Raw genomic sequence first — 16815 nt, forward strand, 5'->3', positions numbered from 1 at the left:
GTTCCGCTGTGAACAGTCGACTAAATTCTATTCTAAAACTACTGTTCCTTCCAAATAATCGGAAGCGATATCGGGGTTATTGACCGACCATATACCAACATACGAACGATACGGAAACAAAAAGCGGTTATCGTTTAAAGCAAAAATGATTTTTTTTCGATACTCGGCCAGCGTCTCCATCCCATTCTGCAAACGCATTTCGTTGATTCTTTGTTCATCTGCACCATCTATTTGTCGAAAAACCCACTTATTGAGCTTCGCAGCAAAGGGTTTGCCCTGCATTGAAAGCGATTCATCGGTCATAATCTTAAACACATGTCGAGCAAAAAACACATCGTTGCCATTGATGGTAGCCATGATGTGCGTAGCCGAATGTGGTGTCATACGCCCGTTGCGAACGGCTGTCATCAAGTAATTTGAAAAGTTAACAGTTTGATTTTCGGGAGTTTGGCGACGAATAACTGTGTAGAATGGATATTGAATAATTGGCATTCCTCCATCTCCACAGCCAATTTGGTCTTCTCCCGGGAAGCCGTATCTATCAAAAATATAATCTAATTCGGTGGCGTTTTGGCGGTCAACTTTCACAATAGTATCAGCAAAAGCCTCTGCTCCTCGCACTCTAAACCACTGGTCACGCTCAACTATTTTTGTGAGTTTATCTTTTAAACCTTTGTTTATCTTTTGGTCGAATTCACGCTTTTTTGCCAAATATTCTTTCTCAAAATTACGCCAACTTGGGTCTTGCTGAATACCCATAAAAGCGGTTTCATCTTTAATGAAATCAAGACTTATGCCTTTTCCTGCCACTTCGAGCAAATATTTGTAGGTATTCGTAGCATCTCCCAAATACGTAGCACAAACCGCCGCATTGAAATAATCTTTCATGAATGCACGTGGTACGGCCGCAAAAGCTTTCTCATAATTTTCAAAAGCATCTTTGTATTTACCATCAACAACGGCCAATTCGGCCTTATTGATATGCGGATAATACACCTTCACATAATTTATTTCTTGTGCTGATGCCAACAGACTCGCAAAGCCCACTACCAAGACAAAAAATAATCTCATAAGCAATCGTGACAAATTCAAAACCTTGATTTGATAAATATTTTTCATTAACGAAACTATCTTCAAAATTAGCATAGTTTTAGCAAAAAGAACGAATTTTAATGAAAACTTTGTTGTTTCTTAATAGACAAAAGACGTTTGTCATGAGATAATTGATATTAATTTTTACTGATGAATACTGAAAAATACGACATAGTTATTATTGGTGGCGGGCCAATTGGCCTTGCGTGTGGTATCGAGGCACAAAAAGCAGGTTTGAGTTATGCAATCTTAGAAAAGGGCTGTTTGGTTAATTCTCTTTATAATTATCCTGCAAACATGACGTTTTTTAGTACATCAGAGCGGCTTGAAATCGGTGATGTGCCATTCGTTTCAAACAATGCAAAACCTACTCGCAATGAAGCACTTGAATATTACCGCCGAGTGGCCATCCACCGAAAACTCAATGTTCGGTTATTTGAAGAAGTATCGGAAGTGACAAAATCGGATGAAAACTATTTAGTGAAAACTCGCAAAAAAAACTATGAGGCTACGCACGTGGTGATTGCTTCTGGTTTTTATGATATTCCGCAAAAACTGGGCGTAAAAGGAGAAGATTTACCAAAAGTAACACACTACTATAAAGACCCACATTTTTATGCTTTTCAGAAGGTTTTGGTTGTTGGGGCTAATAATTCGGCCGTTGATGCAGCTCTCGAAACTTGGCGAAAAGGTGCCGACGTAACGATGGTTATTCGGGGTGAAGGTGTGGGCGAACGAGTGAAATATTGGGCAAAACCCGATATTGAAAATCGAATTAAGGAAGGTTCGATAAAAGCATATTTTAATTCGGAAGTTGAAGAAATCACGGAAGGTTTTGTAAGTATAAAAACTCCCGAAGGCATAGTGAAAATTGAAAATGACTGGGTGATTTCGATGACTGGTTATCAGCCAAATCTTGCGTTTTTGAAGAAAGTAGGCATCAATCTTTCAGCCGATGAAATCATGAAACCCCAATACGACGAAAATAGCATGGAAACCAACCTGCCTAATATCTACTTGGCAGGCGTGATTTGCGGAGGAATGAACACGCACAGTTTATTCATCGAAAACTCAAGAGTACATGCCGAAAGAATTATTGAGAAGATAAAATCTAATTTTGATTGAATGATAGACTGATTGAATAAAAAATATCATTTTTGATTTATGCTGAAGTTATCTCTTAACTCATAAATTATCATTCCGAGAACCAATAGATATTCGAGAGCAACTAAATAAAGGTTTTCTTGATAGAGATTGGTCTGATAAGTGGCATAGCTAAAAAAAGCAGTGTATGACCAAAGTATTGTGTAGCGAAAGTTAGTAAAAATGGCAATCACCAAAAGATTGGTTACATACCATGGATGAACGGTGGTTGCCATAGCAAAATAAAGCGTCAGAATAGCCAACGCTCCTACAAATAGGTTTTTGCTTCTCCACGAAATGAGCAGCACTCCCGAAAAAGTCAAAAATGCCATGATTTTTCCCGCCGTTCCGATGATGTTGTAGCCAAAAATCTTGAAGCCAACGGCTCGAACCAAATAATAGAAGCTTGCATTAAACTCAAACTTCTGAAAGTAAAGATTTACACTCGAAAAGAGTTTTTCGATAAGCATTCGGTCGAGAAATGGCAGAAAAAACAATGCGGTAAATAACCCAACCATTGAAGCGTAAATGCCTCCTTTTTTCCAGCCGATTTGCTTGATAATCAAAGGAATAAAAATCAGTGGCAGCATCTTCACACAGACCGCACAGGCAAACAAAAAGCTACTGAACACTAACGATTTTCGATTCTTTACCCCCACATAAAAAGCCAAAATTAAAAAGCACATTACTACTCCTTCAAAGTGCAAATTACCTGTTAGTTCGATGATGATTAGAGGGTTGAAAGCATATAAACGAAAGCTTGAAAAAATACTTCTTTGATTTAAGTTAATATTACTTTCTAAACTCCCCTCTCCTGCGAGGAGAGGGGTTGGGGATGAGATAATTTTAAGAAACATCCCCACCTCAGCCAAAAGAATAAATATTCTCAAAGCAACAATATTTCCAAATAAGCTCCCTTGCGATAAAGCGGCCGAAACGGCAAAAATGAGCTGGTTGAGCGGCGGATAAACTGTATAATAATTAGGAGAATTGAGCTTTTCAAAAATCGTTTTGTCTCCAATAATTCTTTGAAAATCAAATGTTTGAACAAAATCAGTAGGTAAAATCGTGTAAGGATTTATGCCATTAAATAGCAAACGGCCATCCCACACGAAGCGGTAAAAATCATCGGATAAAGCAGGAACTGCAAACAACAAAAGCAAACGAAAAAAAACGCCCAAGAAGATTACTTCACGAGCGTTTTTAAATGTTTTTATCAAGAAAAAATATACAACAAAAAGTGCTGAATATAGGCTAATTAGTTGCCCAAACGATTGGCGTGGCGTGAAATATCCCAGCCAAATTAAAAGGCATGAAAAGGCAAATATTAAAATTAGTTTTTTGAAACTATCCCGTAGGGATTTAATATTGGTAGAATAATTCATTACCTTATTTTTAGGGAAGTCTTCGCAAGGGGACGCCCAGTCCGAAGACTTCCCTGTTTTCGCAGAAATTTTATTTCAAAACCAAAGCTACTACTTTTGGCTGTACAATCGCAAATTCGGCTACTTTTCCAAGTCCCGAATAACGGACTCTGAACCCTTTATTTTCAAGAATGTGCATGGCATCTCGCAGGGTCATTCCACCTACGTTTGGTAAATCCTTCGTGTCTTCAACTCGTTTCCATGATACAGCATTACCATTTCTCGAAGCTTTAACCCAGCCAGCTGTACTTGGTGTATTTTGCAAGCCCAGTTCTTCGCCAACTGTACGAAAATCTTCCGCATAACCAGCTTGTTCTTGCGTTTCGATTTTCTGAATATTCGAAGGCTTGTTTTTGGCAGGGTGCAATGCTACATCATACGCAAAAATCTTATCTGCAATGGTTCTGAAAACAGGAGCAGCCACATCACGTGCGTAAAGGTTCACCCCTTGTGGTTCATCAATGATTACTGCACAACTGTATTTTGGATTATCGGCAGGAAAAAACCCTATAAATGCTGTATAATATTGATTTTTCACGTAGCCATTTTCACGCTTGCGTGAAGTACCCGTTTTTCCTGCTACTTTACAAAAACCCGTGTTGATATTCTGAGCCGTACCGTTTGCCACTACCCCTTTCATCATTTCTTGAGCCAGCTTGGCTGTGCGTTCTGAGCAGATTGGTGTTGGGTCTTGGTTCGCTTCAAATTTTTCGATGATGCGGTCGGCTTCACGTACTTCTTTCACAATTAAAGGCTGAACCCAATGTCCATTATTGGCAATGGCATTATAAAAAGTAAGCATTTGTAATGGCGTAAGGCGAGTTTCGTAGCCAATTGACATCCACGGAATTGTTGTGTTACTGAAAGTCGAACTTTTACGATTTTTTATAATTGGTTCTGTTTCTCCTTTTAACTGAAAACCAACAGGTTGGTCGAGTTTGAAACGAGTGAGGTACGAAACAAAATTATCGGCATTATTAAAACCGAAATGGTTCTTGACCAAATTATAGATACCAATATTACACGAATGCTCAAAAACTTGTCTAACCGTCTGATTACCATGTTCTTCCGAGCAAGTCATTTCGGTTTTATTGTGCATGATGCTACCACCACAGAAACCCGCATTGTCATCTAAATCAATCTTGGCTTTTTCGAGCAAAGCCACCATTGTTGCCAACTTGAAAGTCGAGCCAGGGTCAGTTCCACCACGAACAGCATAGTTAAAATCTTCTAAGTAAAACTTTTTTGTAGAATCGGCTCCACCCCTACGAGAAAGATTAGTAATTGCCTTGATTTCGCCCGTAGCAATTTCCATCACGATAGCCGAACCATACTTGGCATTGGTATTGATAACTTGATTGCGTAAAGCACTTTCAACAATATCTTGAAAGTTGACGTCGATAGTCGTAACCACATCTAAACCCGCCTCAGGACGAACCTCTGGAGAGTCATTCACGGGCTTCCAAACACCACCAGCCAAGCGTTGAAAAAATCCAACACCGTCTCGTCCAGCCAAATAATTATTGAAACTAAACTCAATACCGAAATCTCCCTTGGTTTGGGTATCACGGTCAAGTTTACCAATCGAACGCAAAGCCATATCATCAAACGGCATAACCCTACGCTCCAACTGCTCAAATTTACCACCGCCTTTCATTGCTCCTTCTCTAAAAAACGGAAATCTCTTAATCTTCTGGCGTTCTTGATAATCAACCAAACGATTACCCAGAGCCACAAAGATTAGTTTCTTCTCTCTGCGAGCACTCGTGATGAGTTCTTTATATTCTTCTGCCGAACGGTCTTGGAAAAAACTCGACATCAGGTTACTAAGAGAGTCTATTTTTGCCTTGAAATAAGCGGGTTTTGCACGAGTTACATCAATACCCACACGATAGCGAGGCACCGAAGTAGCCAGCAAACTACGACCATCAGCAGCAAATATATTGCCTCGCTGAGCCCTGATTTTCATTGGTTTGCGTTGTACTTTCTCAACTTTAGCCATCCATTTTTTCTTCTGAAAAACCTGAATCACAAATATTTGAGCAGCAACCAGTGAGCCAATCAAGAATACTATTCCAAAAGTGACCTTGGCTCGCCACTGGATTTCATCACGTATAGAGCGTTTTGGTGCCATGAGCTTTTGATTTACGATTGACGAATGACGAATAATTTGAATAAAAAACACATCATCAAATGACGTTTTTAAATCATAACTCGTCAATCTTTTAATTATTTTACAACAATTTTTGTAGGAGGAGTAATGTTTTCTTCCAGCCCATCGTCAGTCAGCTTTTTGGCTATTTCAGATTGCTTGCTGGCAAACATATACTTTGATTTTTGCGAGATATAGGCCGCACGTTTTTCTTCCATATCGTTGCGAGCTCTATCAATTTTTTTGATAAAACTTTCGTAGCTATGCTGCACATAAATGTAGAAAATACCCAAAATTCCCAGCCAGATAATTCGTCGGAGGGTTTCGGTAGGAAGTTCGTCACCAAGTTCTAAGCGATTGGTTAGCCAAGTATTGAGGCGGTCAAAGATACCAGTTTTGCGTGGCCGTTTTGGTGCGGCCTCAGCAACAGGTTCAGGACGGTCCCGAAAAGTATTCGTTGCCATTCCAGTAATGAGTTATAGGTTTATTATTAAAGCACGTTGATTGAGCTTTTGCTCAATAGCAAGACAAATTTATAAATTAGGTGGAAATAAAACCGATATTTTATCGAAATTTATTTTACGGGCATTGGTTCGGCAATTCTGAGCTTGGCACTTCTGGCACGTGGATTTCGCTCAACTTCTTCAGGTGTGGCTTCTACGGCTTTTCTCGTAACCGATTCGAGTGGTTTTTTATCATTCCCGAAAATATCTTTTTCTACTTCTCCGCTAAACTTTCCGCTACGAATAAAGTTTTTTACCAAACGGTCTTCGAGTGAATGATACGACATCACCACCAAACGGCCTTCGGGAGCAAGCACTTCGGGCGTTTGCTTCAAGAAATCTTCCAAAACTGCCATTTCTTCATTCACAACGATACGCAAGGCCTGAAAAACTTGAGCAAAATATTTATTTTCTTTGCCACGAGGAGCGAGTTTCTGCAAAATTCCTTTCAAATCATTAATTGTTTCGATTTTTCGGTTGAGGCGAGCCGTATAAATAGTTTGGGCGGCGGTTTTGGCATTTTTTATTTCGCCATACATTCCCAAAATCTTGTGTAATTCATCAATCGAATATTCATTGACAATATTTTTGGCCGAAAATGGTGCATTTTGATTCATTCGCATATCCAGTTCGGCATCATAGCGAGTCGAAAAGCCACGCTCGGGCGTGTCTATTTGGTGCGACGAAATACCTAAATCGGCCAAAATTCCATCTACTTTCTTTACACCGTACAAACGTAAATACTGCTTGATATTACGAAAATTGGCTTCGATAAAAATCAAGTTTTTGTTGTCTATCAGTTTGGCTTGTTCTTTGGCATCGGCATCTTGGTCGAAGGCATAAAGTTTACCCGTTGTAAGTTGCTCCAAAATCGCTCTCGAATGCCCGCCACCACCGAAAGTGACATCTACATAAATGCCGTCGGGTTTGATATTCAGACCTTCGAGACATTCTTTGAGCATTACGGGCGTGTGATAAACTGACATAAACTTTTTATATATTTACAATGTTGAAATGCAAAAGTACTAAAAAAATCAACGCTGGCAGGATTCTTCATGCAGCCAACGTTTATCGAACCAAAGAAAACCTTATGAAAACATTAACCAAATTACCCTTCATCGTATCCTTAATTTTTATATTGAATGCCTGCAAAACCTCTTCCGAGCCTAAAATTGGTACTTGGCGAGCGGTGATTCCGACAAAGGGCGGTGAATTACCTTTTAATTTTGAGATTCAGAAAGAGGGCGATGCTTACGCCGTGACGATTCTAAACGGTGAAGAAAAACTAAAAATGGATAAATCATTCATCAAAAATGACTCGCTGCATATTCCAATCGAATTGTTCGATGCTGAAATTGTAGCAAAAGTCGAAGGCGAAAAAATGACTGGTTACTGGAAAAAAATGCGTTCTGATTTTAGTTTTTTACAAGGAGATTTTACGGCAGAATTTGGTAAAACCTATCGTTTTACTGACAAAACCGATAAACCAGAAACACTTTTAGCTCCAAAATACAGTGTACTTTTCCGCTCAGAAGATAAAAAGGACTCAACGGTTTCGGTTGGTCTGTTTTCAACAAAAGGAAATGAAGTAAGCGGAACGTTCTTAACCACAACTGGCGATTATCGCTATCTTTCGGGCAATATTATCGGCGATTCATTGAAACTTTCGTGCTTTGATGGAACACACCTCTTTTTATTCAAAGCAAAAATTGATGGTGGAAAACTTACAGGTGGAAGTTTTTGGTCGAGTCTGAATAGCTTTGAATCATGGGAGGGTGTAAAAGATGATAACGCCAAACTACCTGATGAAAAAACATTAACTTACTTGAAAGATGGCTATAAAACTATTGAGTTTGCATTCTCAAACGAGCAAGGCAAGAAAGTTTCGTTGACTGATGAGCGTTATAAAGAAAAAGTTGTGGTAGTTCAAATTATGGGTTCGTGGTGTCCGAATTGTATGGATGAAAGCAAGTTTTTAGCTCCGTGGTATGCAAAAAACAAGCAAAAAGGTGTTGAAATCATAGGTTTAGCCTACGAAAAAAGCACTGACCCCGCTTTTGCTTACCCAAAAATCAAACGCTTAAAAGAACGATTTGGCATTGATTATGAGGTGCTTTTAGCTGGAACAAACGATAAAGCTGAAGCCTCAAAAACACTACCAATGCTCAACCATGTTTTGGGCTTTCCGACTACGATTTTCATTGATAAAAAAGGACAAGTGCGTGAAATTCACACAGGATTTTCTGGTCCGGGAACAGGCCAATATTATGATGATTTCGTAAGTGATTTCAACCGCTTGGTCGATAAATTGGCTGCCGAATAAAACAATTTTATTTTTAAGGCAGTTATAAAGGTAAACAAATCTTTTTCTCCCCTTTAGGGGTTTGGGGCTTATGACTAAAATCATTGTAGTAAACGAACACGACGAAGAAATCGGAACTGGCGAAAAACTTTGGGTACACCAACAAGGCTTACTTCACCGTGCTTTCTCGATTTTGGTATTCAACGAAAATAATGAGTTGCTGATTCATCAACGAACTTCGCACAAATACCACTCAGGTGATTTGTGGACGAATACATGCTGCGGGCACCCCAACGCCAACGAAGAAATCAGTGCGGCAGCACACCGTCGTTTGGGTGAAGAAATGGGTTTTCACACGCCTTTGGAGTTTCTCTATAAATTTCAGTACCGTGCTGAGTTTGAAAATGGCTTGGTCGAACACGAAATTGATAATGTATTTGTTGGAACATACAATGATTCGTTCGTTGTAAACCCCGAGGAAGTAGCTGATTATAAATGGATTACGGTCGATGAATTGCTCGATGATGTATCGAAAAACCCACAGAATTATACATTTTGGTTCAAAGAAATATTAAAGAGCGACGAATTCATGGCATTCGTCGCTTCTAATTTAGTATTGGTTTAAGTCCTATTTCTTTTACCGTACAATCAAAAGATTTTCTTTCGCAGAAGTCTCTTCAAATATTTATTGTATTTTTGTGCTTTATCCATAGCCTTTGTCTGCATGAAGAAGCACTTTTTTGTTTATACTTTACTGCTAATCAGCACTATTTCGTTCGCTCAGAAGAAATCTAAGAAAGATTATTTAGTTACCCTCAATACCAAATATGGCACAATGCACTTGGTATTGTTTGATGATGCTCCGCTTCATAAAGCTAATTTTGTCAAATTAGTCGAGCAAAAATTCTACGATAGTTTACTTTTCCACCGCATCATTGATGGGTTTATGATTCAAGGCGGCGACCCAGAGTCTAAAACAACCAAACCCAATCAACGCCTCGGCGGTGGTGGCGGAAATATGGAGCGTATTCCGTTTGAATTCAAGCCTAATCATATTCACCGAAAAGGAGCTTTAGCGGCCGCTCGTGATAATAATCCTGAGAAAAAATCGAGTGCTTGCCAGTTTTATATTGTACAAGGCAAAAAACGCACTGACGAAGAAGTAACCGCTGCCGCTCAACGTAATGGCATGAACTACACAACTCAGCAACGTGCCGATTACATGATTTTGGGAGGTGCACCTCACTTAGATAACGGCTATACTGTTTTCGGTGAAGCAATTGACAATCTTGATTTGATTGATATCATTGCCAAGCAACCAAAAGACACTGCCGACCGTCCGAAAGAAGACATAAAGATGAGTATGACGGTGAAGAAAATGCGTAAAAAGAAGATTACTAAGAAATTCGGATATAAATATTAACCTTCGACTTCGCTCAGGTGGCGAGGTAGTTTTAAGATATAAATGAAAAAGATTTTAATTACAGGCTCAAACGGCTTACTTGGTCAAAAATTGGTTGAATTACTGCTAAATACCAAAGATATTCATATAATCGCTACTGCTCGTGGCGAAAATCGTCTGCCATTTTCTGAAGGTTATGAATATCAATATATGGATATTACAAGCCGAGAACAAGTTCAAGAAGTTGTGGCAAATGTAAAGCCAAATGTGATTATTCACACGGCTGCCATGACTAATGTTGACCAATGTGAGAGCGAAAAAGATGCCTGTTGGGCTCAGAATGTAAGCTCGGTAGAGTATTTAATTGAGGCTTGCTCAAAAATTGACTGTTTCTTACTCCATGTTTCTACCGATTTTATTTTCGATGGAAAATCTGGTCCTTACAAAGAAGATGCCGAAGCAAATCCGATAAGTTTTTATGGTTGGAGTAAATATGCCGCCGAAAAACTCGTAGTTAATAGTAATATTCGTTGGGGAATTGCCCGCACTGTTTTGGTATATGGTATTGCTCACGATATGAGCCGCACAAATATTATTTTGTGGGTAAAAAAATCATTGGAAGATGGCAAAAACATTAAAGTTGTAACCGACCAATGGCGTACACCTACTTTAGCCGAAGATTTAGCTAAAGGTTGTGCCTTGATTGCCGAACAGGAAGCCGAAGGCATTTTCAATATTTCGGGTAAGGATTTATTGACTCCTTACGAAATGGCAATCATGACTGCTGATTATTTCAAACTCGATAAATCGCTGATTTCACAAGCTGATTCTACAACATTTACTCAACCAGCCAAACGCCCACCAAGAACGGGTTTCGACCTTTCAAAGTCTCGTGAGGTACTTGGCTATGAGCCGGTTAGTTTTAACGAAGGAATTGAGGTATTGGCTGGACAGATTAGTAAATAACCCTGTGGGGCGAACATCCTGTTCGCCTTGAAATAGGATAAACTTGATTTTCTAGCCGAACAGGATGCGGACGTCGCACAGTGCACCTCACAACAGCAACCCCTATTTATTATGGAAACCAATAAATACGCATCATTCACCGATGAACAGCTTCTTGAAAAGCAACGTAAGAATAAAATGGGTTTCAATTTATTTGTATCCTTATTCATTCTTTTATTTATATTGCTATGCTTTTCTTTTGGATATTATATCGGAGCTGATGCCGCAACGGATGGGCAAGGGAAATTCCATGGTACACCTTTTCTTTTTCCTCTTTTTTTTCTTGTACTTCTCTATTTTACGAGTAAAAAAGACCGAAAAGAATTTGAAGAAGAAGTAAAAAGAAGAAATTTATAAGGTTGTGGAGCGAATATCCTGTCATAAAGGCGAACAGGATGCGGACGTCGCACGGTTCGCCCCACAGAGTTATAAATAAAATTTCTTCCAACGAATATATTCATCAACCACATCTGAAACCATGTAACGGATGGGTTTTCCTGCCTTGATTGAATTTCGGATAAATGTTGCCGAAATATCCAACAATGGTGCTTCTACAAACTTTACTTTGGGATGAGTTTTGAAATTATGCTCGGCCGTATTGGGGCGTGGATACACATACAACTCATAATATTCGAGAATCTTATCGTAGTTTTTCCAGTTTTCAAACTGCACTAAATTATCTTCACCCATGATGAGCTTAAACTCATGGTTTGGGTGGCGTTCGGATAATTTCGTTAGTGTATCAATCGTATAACTCGGCTTCGGCATCGAAAACTCAACATCGCTGGCTTTTAGTTTATAATTGTCCGAAATGGCTTTTTCTACCATAGTCAGTCGGTCGAATTCATGCAGCAAACTTTTATTTTTCTTGAATGGGTTTTGCGGCGAAACAATAAACCAAACCTGCTCCAAATCGGTGCAATTGGCCATTGTATTAGCAATAATCAAATGACCAATGTGGATGGGGTTAAACGAACCAAAAAACAAACCTATTTTCACACTTCCAATGGTTTTTGGGTAATCACTAATTCGTCTTTCGTAAATTTTTCGTACAAATCTTCTGCTTTTTGCCACGAATGCTCGATATCATCATTCAGCAAAATCACATCAAATTTATTCTGAAATTCCATTTCAAACTTCATTTTATAGATTCGGCGAGAGATACTATCCTCATCATCGGTTCCTCTCGAACGCAAGCGTCGCTCCAATTCTTCCATCGAAGGCACTTTTACATAAATTGCTAAGGCATTATCTCCAAAATACTTTTTTAGGTTCATTCCACCTTTTACATCGACATCAAAAATCACATTTTTGCCTTCATCCCAAAGTCGTTCGATTTCGGTTTTTAACGTTCCATAATATGCTCCTGGGTAAACTTCTTGCCATTCGACGAATTCATCTCGGTCGATTCTTTCTTTGAAATCATGAATATCGAGAAAATAATAGTCTTTACCGTTTTCTTCATTGCGTCCACGTTTGTCACGTGTGCAAGCCGAAATCGAAAATCCGAGATTAGAATATTTGCCAAGTAGATGTTTGACAATGGTGGTTTTGCCCGAGCCAGATGGGGCACAAAATATGATTGCTTTACCTTTCATGGGAAGTTTCTCGCTTCGCTTTAAAAACGTGGCACATCTTCGGAGATGTGCCACGTTTGATTTTATTAAAAAAGCCATCAAATTTTAAAATTTGACGGCCGAATATTTTTACAAATGTAGTATTTATTACTGTTTAAAAAAACTATCGACGGGCATCTATCGACCATCGACTCCTACAATCAACAACTAAAAAATATGTGATAGAGTTTTACTTCAATGGCTATAAACCCTAAAAGTAAAAGTGTCAGTCCGATTTTAGCTTTTATATCAAGAACCAATTTTTCTGGACAGCATTTTTTCTCAACTTTCACCTGCATTGCTTCTTTCACGCTTTTTTCGAGCTTATAAGTCTCGATACACGGCATACACGCATCCATGTTTTGCTTGAAGTGTTCGACTTCCTCAGCAGATGCAGAGCCATCAAGAACGGCCTGTATCATCTTCATGCACTTCTGATGATTTTCACACTGATACTTCATTGATTTTTTTTAAATTATAGGAACTGTGATTTTATGTCCACGCTCGACAGCCTTCAAAGTATTTTCAAACTTTATCGGCCTTATAATCATGCGTTTGAACAAAGGGACAACAGTAAAGTTTTAAAATTTGTTCATTCTACTCATTTTTTGATTAGAAATCTTCTTCCTCATCAGCCGCTTCATCGATTTTATAACCCATTGAGTTGGCATAAGTTTTCAATTTCTCTTTCAAAAGATTTCTGGCACGGTGCAATCTCGAACGGACAGTTCCGATTGGAATATCCAAGATTTTAGCCATTTCTTCATACGTAAACCCTTCAATATCACACAGAATGATAACGGTTCTGAAATCAACGGGCAGGCTATTTAAAGCATTGGCAACCTCGTCGCCAATCATATCCTGCACAGTTTCCGTACGCAAGTCGGTCGTGGCATCCATTTCGGCATCTTCTGTCGAATTATAGGTTGTCTCAACGTCTTGATAATCTACCTTTGATGGTTCTTTGCTTTTCTTACGATAATCGTTGATAAAGCTGTTTTTCAGAATTCTGAACAACCATGCTTTCGCATTAGTTCCTCGCTCAAATGAGTTGATAAAGCGAAACGCCTTCAAATACGTATCCTGCACCAAATCGTTGGCGTCGTCTTCGTCGTTTGTGAGGCGAAAGGCAAAGTTATACATGGAGTCTATGTGTGGCATAAACTCTTTATCAAAAACTGCGTATTTTTCTTTCTCAGAATACCGGACTTCTACTTCTACGATGTCTTCTTCTTCCATAGACCTAAATAATTATAGTCGGGCAAAATTACGATTTTTACACCAAGATTAAAACGATTTGTAAGATTACCAAGATTGATTTTTAAAGTTTCTGAAAAAACACTTTTTTAACCTCGGTACAAAACTATTATAATGCAGGAATGTTCTTTTTTAGTATATACGACAAAGAAAAGCAGAATAGCTTTTTCTTTGAAATGATATTTATGTAAAACTGCGGTTTTCGAGGATGAAAGGGAAGTTTGCAAATACCAGCCAACAAAGCTTAACTAATAATCTTAGCTCAATTACAACCACTCGCCCCGAAGCACAAAGGTATTTTACTTTCTATTATCTCCCCCATCCATCATGCTCAGATAACTAAAATAGCGACTTTGGGCGATTGTACCTTCGGCTACGGCATCTTTGATGGCACAATGAGGCTCGTCGAGGTGTTGGCAATTATTGAAACGACATTGATTGAGCAACTCAAGCATTTCTGGGAAATAATGACTGATTTCTTCTTTCTCCATATCAGCCAAGCCCAGTTCCTTGATACCCGGTGAGTCAATGATGAAAGTTTCGGGAGCAATCTCAAACATTTCGGCAAAAGTAGTGGTATGAACTCCCTTGTTGGCAAACACCGAAACCTGCGAAGTGCGTAAATCTAAATCAGGAGCAATCGAATTAACGAGTGTCGATTTTCCGACACCTGAGTGACCCGATAAAAGCGAAACTTTTCCTTTTAGTACATCATAGAATTCATCAACCCCGATACCATCAGTTGCTGAGGTGAAAATACATTTGTAATTGAGACCCTCGTAGAGTTCGGCTAATTCTTTTTGGTATTCGATTTGCTCTTCATTCAGTAAATCTAACTTATTGAAAATCAAGACAGTAGGAATGCGAAACGACTCAGCCGCTACCAAAAATCGGTCGATAAAACCCAGTGAGGTTCGAGGAAAATTGAGGGTGGCAATCAGCACTGCTTGGTCGAGATTGGTGGCCAGCAAATGCCCGTGAGCAGTTTTGTGTACCGACTGACGGATGATATAATTTTCACGAGGGAGAATATCGCTGATGATGCCCGCATTGCGAACTTCATCTTCCATTTCATAGACAACCCTATCGCCAACGGCAATCGGATTGGTTACTTTTAATCCCTTGATTTTGAACTTCCCTTTTAGCCGACACTGCATAATAGTTCCTTCGTTGGAACGAACATCGTACCAAGAACCCGTCGAACGCATCACTAATCCAATGTTTTGGCTCAAAATTTGATAGAGTTAAAATGTAAAAAACTATTCTTATCTTAAAATAGACTTAAAGGTTATTTTCTGTTGAAAAATTATCCGTTAGATAAGATTTATTTGAATAATTATATTTTTTCTTTTCAGAGAAATAAATTGGTATAAATATTTCTGTGTTTTATCTAATATTGTTGTTAGGTATGGCTTCTAATATGAATTTTTACCGTAAAATAAATTTTTAAGTAATTTTTAAGCGTTTGTTGCAACAAATATTAGAATTTTTCCGTTATTTAGTTGTATAGAAACACCAAAGAAACAATTTAAACATATACGACAATGAAAAAAGGAGTATTATTCGGTTTAGCCGCTGTTGCTGTGGGAGTTGTAGTTTATTCTTTAAACAAAAAAGGAAAACTAACAATACCATTTAAGCCAACCACAAAATAATTCTGTCACAATGAATTGTAGCCATCAAAGCCGCCAATTTGCCGACATTCTGAATTTTTAGCACCACGCATTATTTCTAAGAGAAAAAAATGTCGGGTGCTTTTTTTGTGCTACAAATGTTTCTGATATTCTGCTTTTAGCTTCTCTTTTTCAATCGGTACTACACCTACATACTCACACACAAGTCCACCACCAAGGTTCGACATTTCAGCAATCGCTTTTGGCGAAAGTTTCAGAGCCAAACACATTGCCGCAATACTCACTACCGTATCTCCCGCTCCCGATACATCAGTAATACTACGTAAATGTGCCGCAATATGGTGTGTTTCTCCCGCAAAATCTATAAAAACACCATTTTCGGATAATGTCAAAAATACGCCGTTTACACCCAAAGTTTGTTTGGCTGATGCAACTGCCTCTCTTATTTCGTCTAAATTTTTGGCATCAAAATCAATTTTCAAACCCTCTTTGAGTTCCTTGAGGTTTGGTTTAAAAATATCTGTTCCTTGATAATGCAAGAAATTACGTTTTTTAGGGTCAACGATTGTCGGAATACCTTTCGACTTCGCAAAACTCACAATCGCTTGGATACTTTCGGCATCTAAAGCTCCTTTGTCGTAGTCTTCAAAGATAATCACATCGCACGATTCGGCCAAAAGTTTAGCTTTTTCGATGAGTTGCGAACGCTCATCGGCATTGATAAGGCCGTCCATTTCTGAATCAATCCTTACAACGTGCTGTGAACCCGCCAAAACTCGTTGCTTCACGGTCGTGATTCGGTCGTTGCTTCTGATGATACCTTCGGTTGGTAAATCGTTATCTATCAACAACTTAACCAAATCATTTGCATCAGAGTCATTACCCACAACAGTACATAAAATAGCTGTTCCACCCAAAGATTTGATATTCATGGCCACATTTCCTGCTCCGCCCAAACGAATTTCCTTACGTTTTACATTCACAACAGGAATCGGGGCTTCGGGCGAGATACGCTCAACTTTTCCGAAAATATAAGAATCTATCATCACATCGCCCACAATTAATACTCGGAGTTGAGCGAAGGCATCAAAAATTTGGTTTGCTTGCATTAAAATCTTCAATTATAAACTTTAAATAGTCGGCGATTTGAACCGCTAACTAAGGGAACAAGGGCAATCGTCGCACGGAATGATTCTTTGAAACCTAATTAAAATCGGATTTATCTATTCTCAAAAAAACTTTCTCACAAAGATTCCACCACAAAACTACGGATTTTAGAATGATT

Annotated in this window: 17 protein-coding genes; 6 read left to right on the plus strand and 11 right to left on the minus strand. The window is 38.8% G+C overall.

Going from position 1 to position 16815, the window contains the following annotated elements:
* Positions 1-27 precede the first annotated feature (27 nt).
* Complete coding sequence (locus IEX65_RS24305) at positions 28-1071, minus strand: hypothetical protein (protein WP_188770310.1); 1044 nt, start codon at positions 1069-1071, stop codon at positions 28-30.
* A 171-nt stretch (positions 1072-1242) separates the two neighbouring features.
* Between IEX65_RS24305 and IEX65_RS24310 the strand changes: the two genes are divergently transcribed.
* Positions 1243-2217, plus strand: a complete 975-nt coding sequence (locus tag IEX65_RS24310; protein WP_188770312.1) for a YpdA family putative bacillithiol disulfide reductase — start codon at positions 1243-1245, stop codon at positions 2215-2217.
* A gap of 26 nt (positions 2218-2243) precedes the next feature.
* Here the strand turns inward: IEX65_RS24310 and IEX65_RS24315 are convergent, their stop codons facing one another.
* The 4 genes from IEX65_RS24315 to rsmH form a co-directional block, all read right to left on the minus strand.
* Complete coding sequence (locus IEX65_RS24315; protein ID WP_188770314.1) at positions 2244-3455, minus strand: MptA/MptB family glycosyltransferase; 1212 nt, start codon at positions 3453-3455, stop codon at positions 2244-2246.
* A gap of 235 nt (positions 3456-3690) precedes the next feature.
* Positions 3691-5793 carry a penicillin-binding transpeptidase domain-containing protein gene (locus IEX65_RS24320; RefSeq protein ID WP_188770316.1) on the minus strand — a complete coding sequence of 701 codons (2103 nt, stop codon included), beginning with the start codon at positions 5791-5793 and terminating at the stop codon, positions 3691-3693.
* Between the two features lie 95 nt (positions 5794-5888).
* Positions 5889-6275 carry an FtsL-like putative cell division protein gene (locus tag IEX65_RS24325; protein ID WP_188770318.1) on the minus strand — a complete coding sequence of 129 codons (387 nt, stop codon included), beginning with the start codon at positions 6273-6275 and terminating at the stop codon, positions 5889-5891.
* A gap of 110 nt (positions 6276-6385) precedes the next feature.
* Complete coding sequence (gene rsmH / locus IEX65_RS24330; RefSeq protein ID WP_188770320.1) at positions 6386-7300, minus strand: 16S rRNA (cytosine(1402)-N(4))-methyltransferase RsmH; 915 nt, start codon at positions 7298-7300, stop codon at positions 6386-6388.
* Positions 7301-7404: 104 nt separating this feature from the next.
* Here rsmH and IEX65_RS24335 point away from each other — a divergent pair, with 104 nt between their 5' ends.
* From IEX65_RS24335 to IEX65_RS24355, 5 genes are all read left to right on the plus strand, one after another.
* On the plus strand, positions 7405-8637 hold the full coding sequence (locus tag IEX65_RS24335) for a TlpA disulfide reductase family protein (protein ID WP_188770322.1): 1233 nt from the start codon (positions 7405-7407) through the stop codon (positions 8635-8637).
* Positions 8638-8707: 70 nt separating this feature from the next.
* Positions 8708-9241 carry an isopentenyl-diphosphate Delta-isomerase gene (gene idi / locus IEX65_RS24340; protein WP_188770323.1) on the plus strand — a complete coding sequence of 178 codons (534 nt, stop codon included), beginning with the start codon at positions 8708-8710 and terminating at the stop codon, positions 9239-9241.
* Positions 9242-9340: 99 nt separating this feature from the next.
* A complete protein-coding gene (locus IEX65_RS24345) occupies positions 9341-10039 on the plus strand; it encodes a peptidylprolyl isomerase (RefSeq protein ID WP_188770325.1) in 699 nt (232 codons plus the stop codon).
* 42 nt (positions 10040-10081) lie between these two features.
* Positions 10082-10984 (plus strand): SDR family oxidoreductase, encoded by a 903-nt coding sequence (locus tag IEX65_RS24350; RefSeq protein WP_188770327.1) that lies wholly within the window; start codon positions 10082-10084, stop codon positions 10982-10984.
* Positions 10985-11095: 111 nt separating this feature from the next.
* A complete protein-coding gene (locus IEX65_RS24355) occupies positions 11096-11380 on the plus strand; it encodes a hypothetical protein (RefSeq protein ID WP_188770329.1) in 285 nt (94 codons plus the stop codon).
* Positions 11381-11449: 69 nt separating this feature from the next.
* Here IEX65_RS24355 and nadD read toward each other — a convergent pair whose 3' ends face one another.
* The 6 genes from nadD to IEX65_RS24385 all read right to left on the minus strand — a co-directional run bounded on the left by nadD (position 11450) and on the right by IEX65_RS24385 (position 16639).
* Positions 11450-12022, minus strand: coding sequence for a nicotinate (nicotinamide) nucleotide adenylyltransferase (gene nadD, locus IEX65_RS24360; protein WP_188770331.1), 573 nt, complete (start codon positions 12020-12022; stop codon positions 11450-11452).
* Complete coding sequence (gene gmk / locus IEX65_RS24365; protein ID WP_188770500.1) at positions 12019-12621, minus strand: guanylate kinase; 603 nt, start codon at positions 12619-12621, stop codon at positions 12019-12021. The genes nadD and gmk overlap by 4 nt, the downstream gene beginning before the upstream one ends.
* A 179-nt stretch (positions 12622-12800) precedes the next feature.
* Entirely contained in the window at positions 12801-13100 is a 300-nt protein-coding gene (locus tag IEX65_RS24370) for a hypothetical protein (protein ID WP_188770333.1), read from the minus strand.
* A 151-nt stretch (positions 13101-13251) separates the two neighbouring features.
* A complete protein-coding gene (locus IEX65_RS24375; RefSeq protein ID WP_188770335.1) occupies positions 13252-13878 on the minus strand; it encodes a sigma-70 family RNA polymerase sigma factor in 627 nt (208 codons plus the stop codon).
* A gap of 317 nt (positions 13879-14195) precedes the next feature.
* Complete coding sequence (gene rsgA, locus IEX65_RS24380; RefSeq protein WP_188770502.1) at positions 14196-15104, minus strand: ribosome small subunit-dependent GTPase A; 909 nt, start codon at positions 15102-15104, stop codon at positions 14196-14198.
* A 557-nt stretch (positions 15105-15661) separates the two neighbouring features.
* Complete coding sequence (locus tag IEX65_RS24385; RefSeq protein WP_188770337.1) at positions 15662-16639, minus strand: bifunctional heptose 7-phosphate kinase/heptose 1-phosphate adenyltransferase; 978 nt, start codon at positions 16637-16639, stop codon at positions 15662-15664.
* Positions 16640-16815: the final 176 nt, after the last annotated feature.

The organism is Emticicia aquatilis (assembly GCF_014644295.1).
Taxonomy (GTDB): domain Bacteria; phylum Bacteroidota; class Bacteroidia; order Cytophagales; family Spirosomataceae; genus Emticicia; species Emticicia aquatilis.

Coding starts and splice junctions, on each gene's coding strand:
- IEX65_RS24370 (WP_188770333.1), bottom strand. CDS start 13,100: ATGAAGTATCAGTGTGAAAATCATCAGAAGTGCATGAAGATGATACAG.
- IEX65_RS24320 (WP_188770316.1), bottom strand. CDS start 5,793: ATGGCACCAAAACGCTCTATACGTGATGAAATCCAGTGGCGAGCCAAG.
- rsmH (WP_188770320.1), bottom strand. CDS start 7,300: ATGTCAGTTTATCACACGCCCGTAATGCTCAAAGAATGTCTCGAAGGT.
- IEX65_RS24385 (WP_188770337.1), bottom strand. CDS start 16,639: ATGCAAGCAAACCAAATTTTTGATGCCTTCGCTCAACTCCGAGTATTA.
- IEX65_RS24325 (WP_188770318.1), bottom strand. CDS start 6,275: ATGGCAACGAATACTTTTCGGGACCGTCCTGAACCTGTTGCTGAGGCC.
- gmk (WP_188770500.1), bottom strand. CDS start 12,621: ATGAAAGGTAAAGCAATCATATTTTGTGCCCCATCTGGCTCGGGCAAA.
- IEX65_RS24375 (WP_188770335.1), bottom strand. CDS start 13,878: ATGGAAGAAGAAGACATCGTAGAAGTAGAAGTCCGGTATTCTGAGAAA.
- IEX65_RS24355 (WP_188770329.1), top strand. CDS start 11,096: ATGGAAACCAATAAATACGCATCATTCACCGATGAACAGCTTCTTGAA.
- rsgA (WP_188770502.1), bottom strand. CDS start 15,104: ATGCGTTCGACGGGTTCTTGGTACGATGTTCGTTCCAACGAAGGAACT.
- idi (WP_188770323.1), top strand. CDS start 8,708: ATGACTAAAATCATTGTAGTAAACGAACACGACGAAGAAATCGGAACT.
- IEX65_RS24335 (WP_188770322.1), top strand. CDS start 7,405: ATGAAAACATTAACCAAATTACCCTTCATCGTATCCTTAATTTTTATA.
- IEX65_RS24305 (WP_188770310.1), bottom strand. CDS start 1,071: ATGAGATTATTTTTTGTCTTGGTAGTGGGCTTTGCGAGTCTGTTGGCA.
- IEX65_RS24310 (WP_188770312.1), top strand. CDS start 1,243: ATGAATACTGAAAAATACGACATAGTTATTATTGGTGGCGGGCCAATT.
- IEX65_RS24345 (WP_188770325.1), top strand. CDS start 9,341: ATGAAGAAGCACTTTTTTGTTTATACTTTACTGCTAATCAGCACTATT.
- IEX65_RS24350 (WP_188770327.1), top strand. CDS start 10,082: ATGAAAAAGATTTTAATTACAGGCTCAAACGGCTTACTTGGTCAAAAA.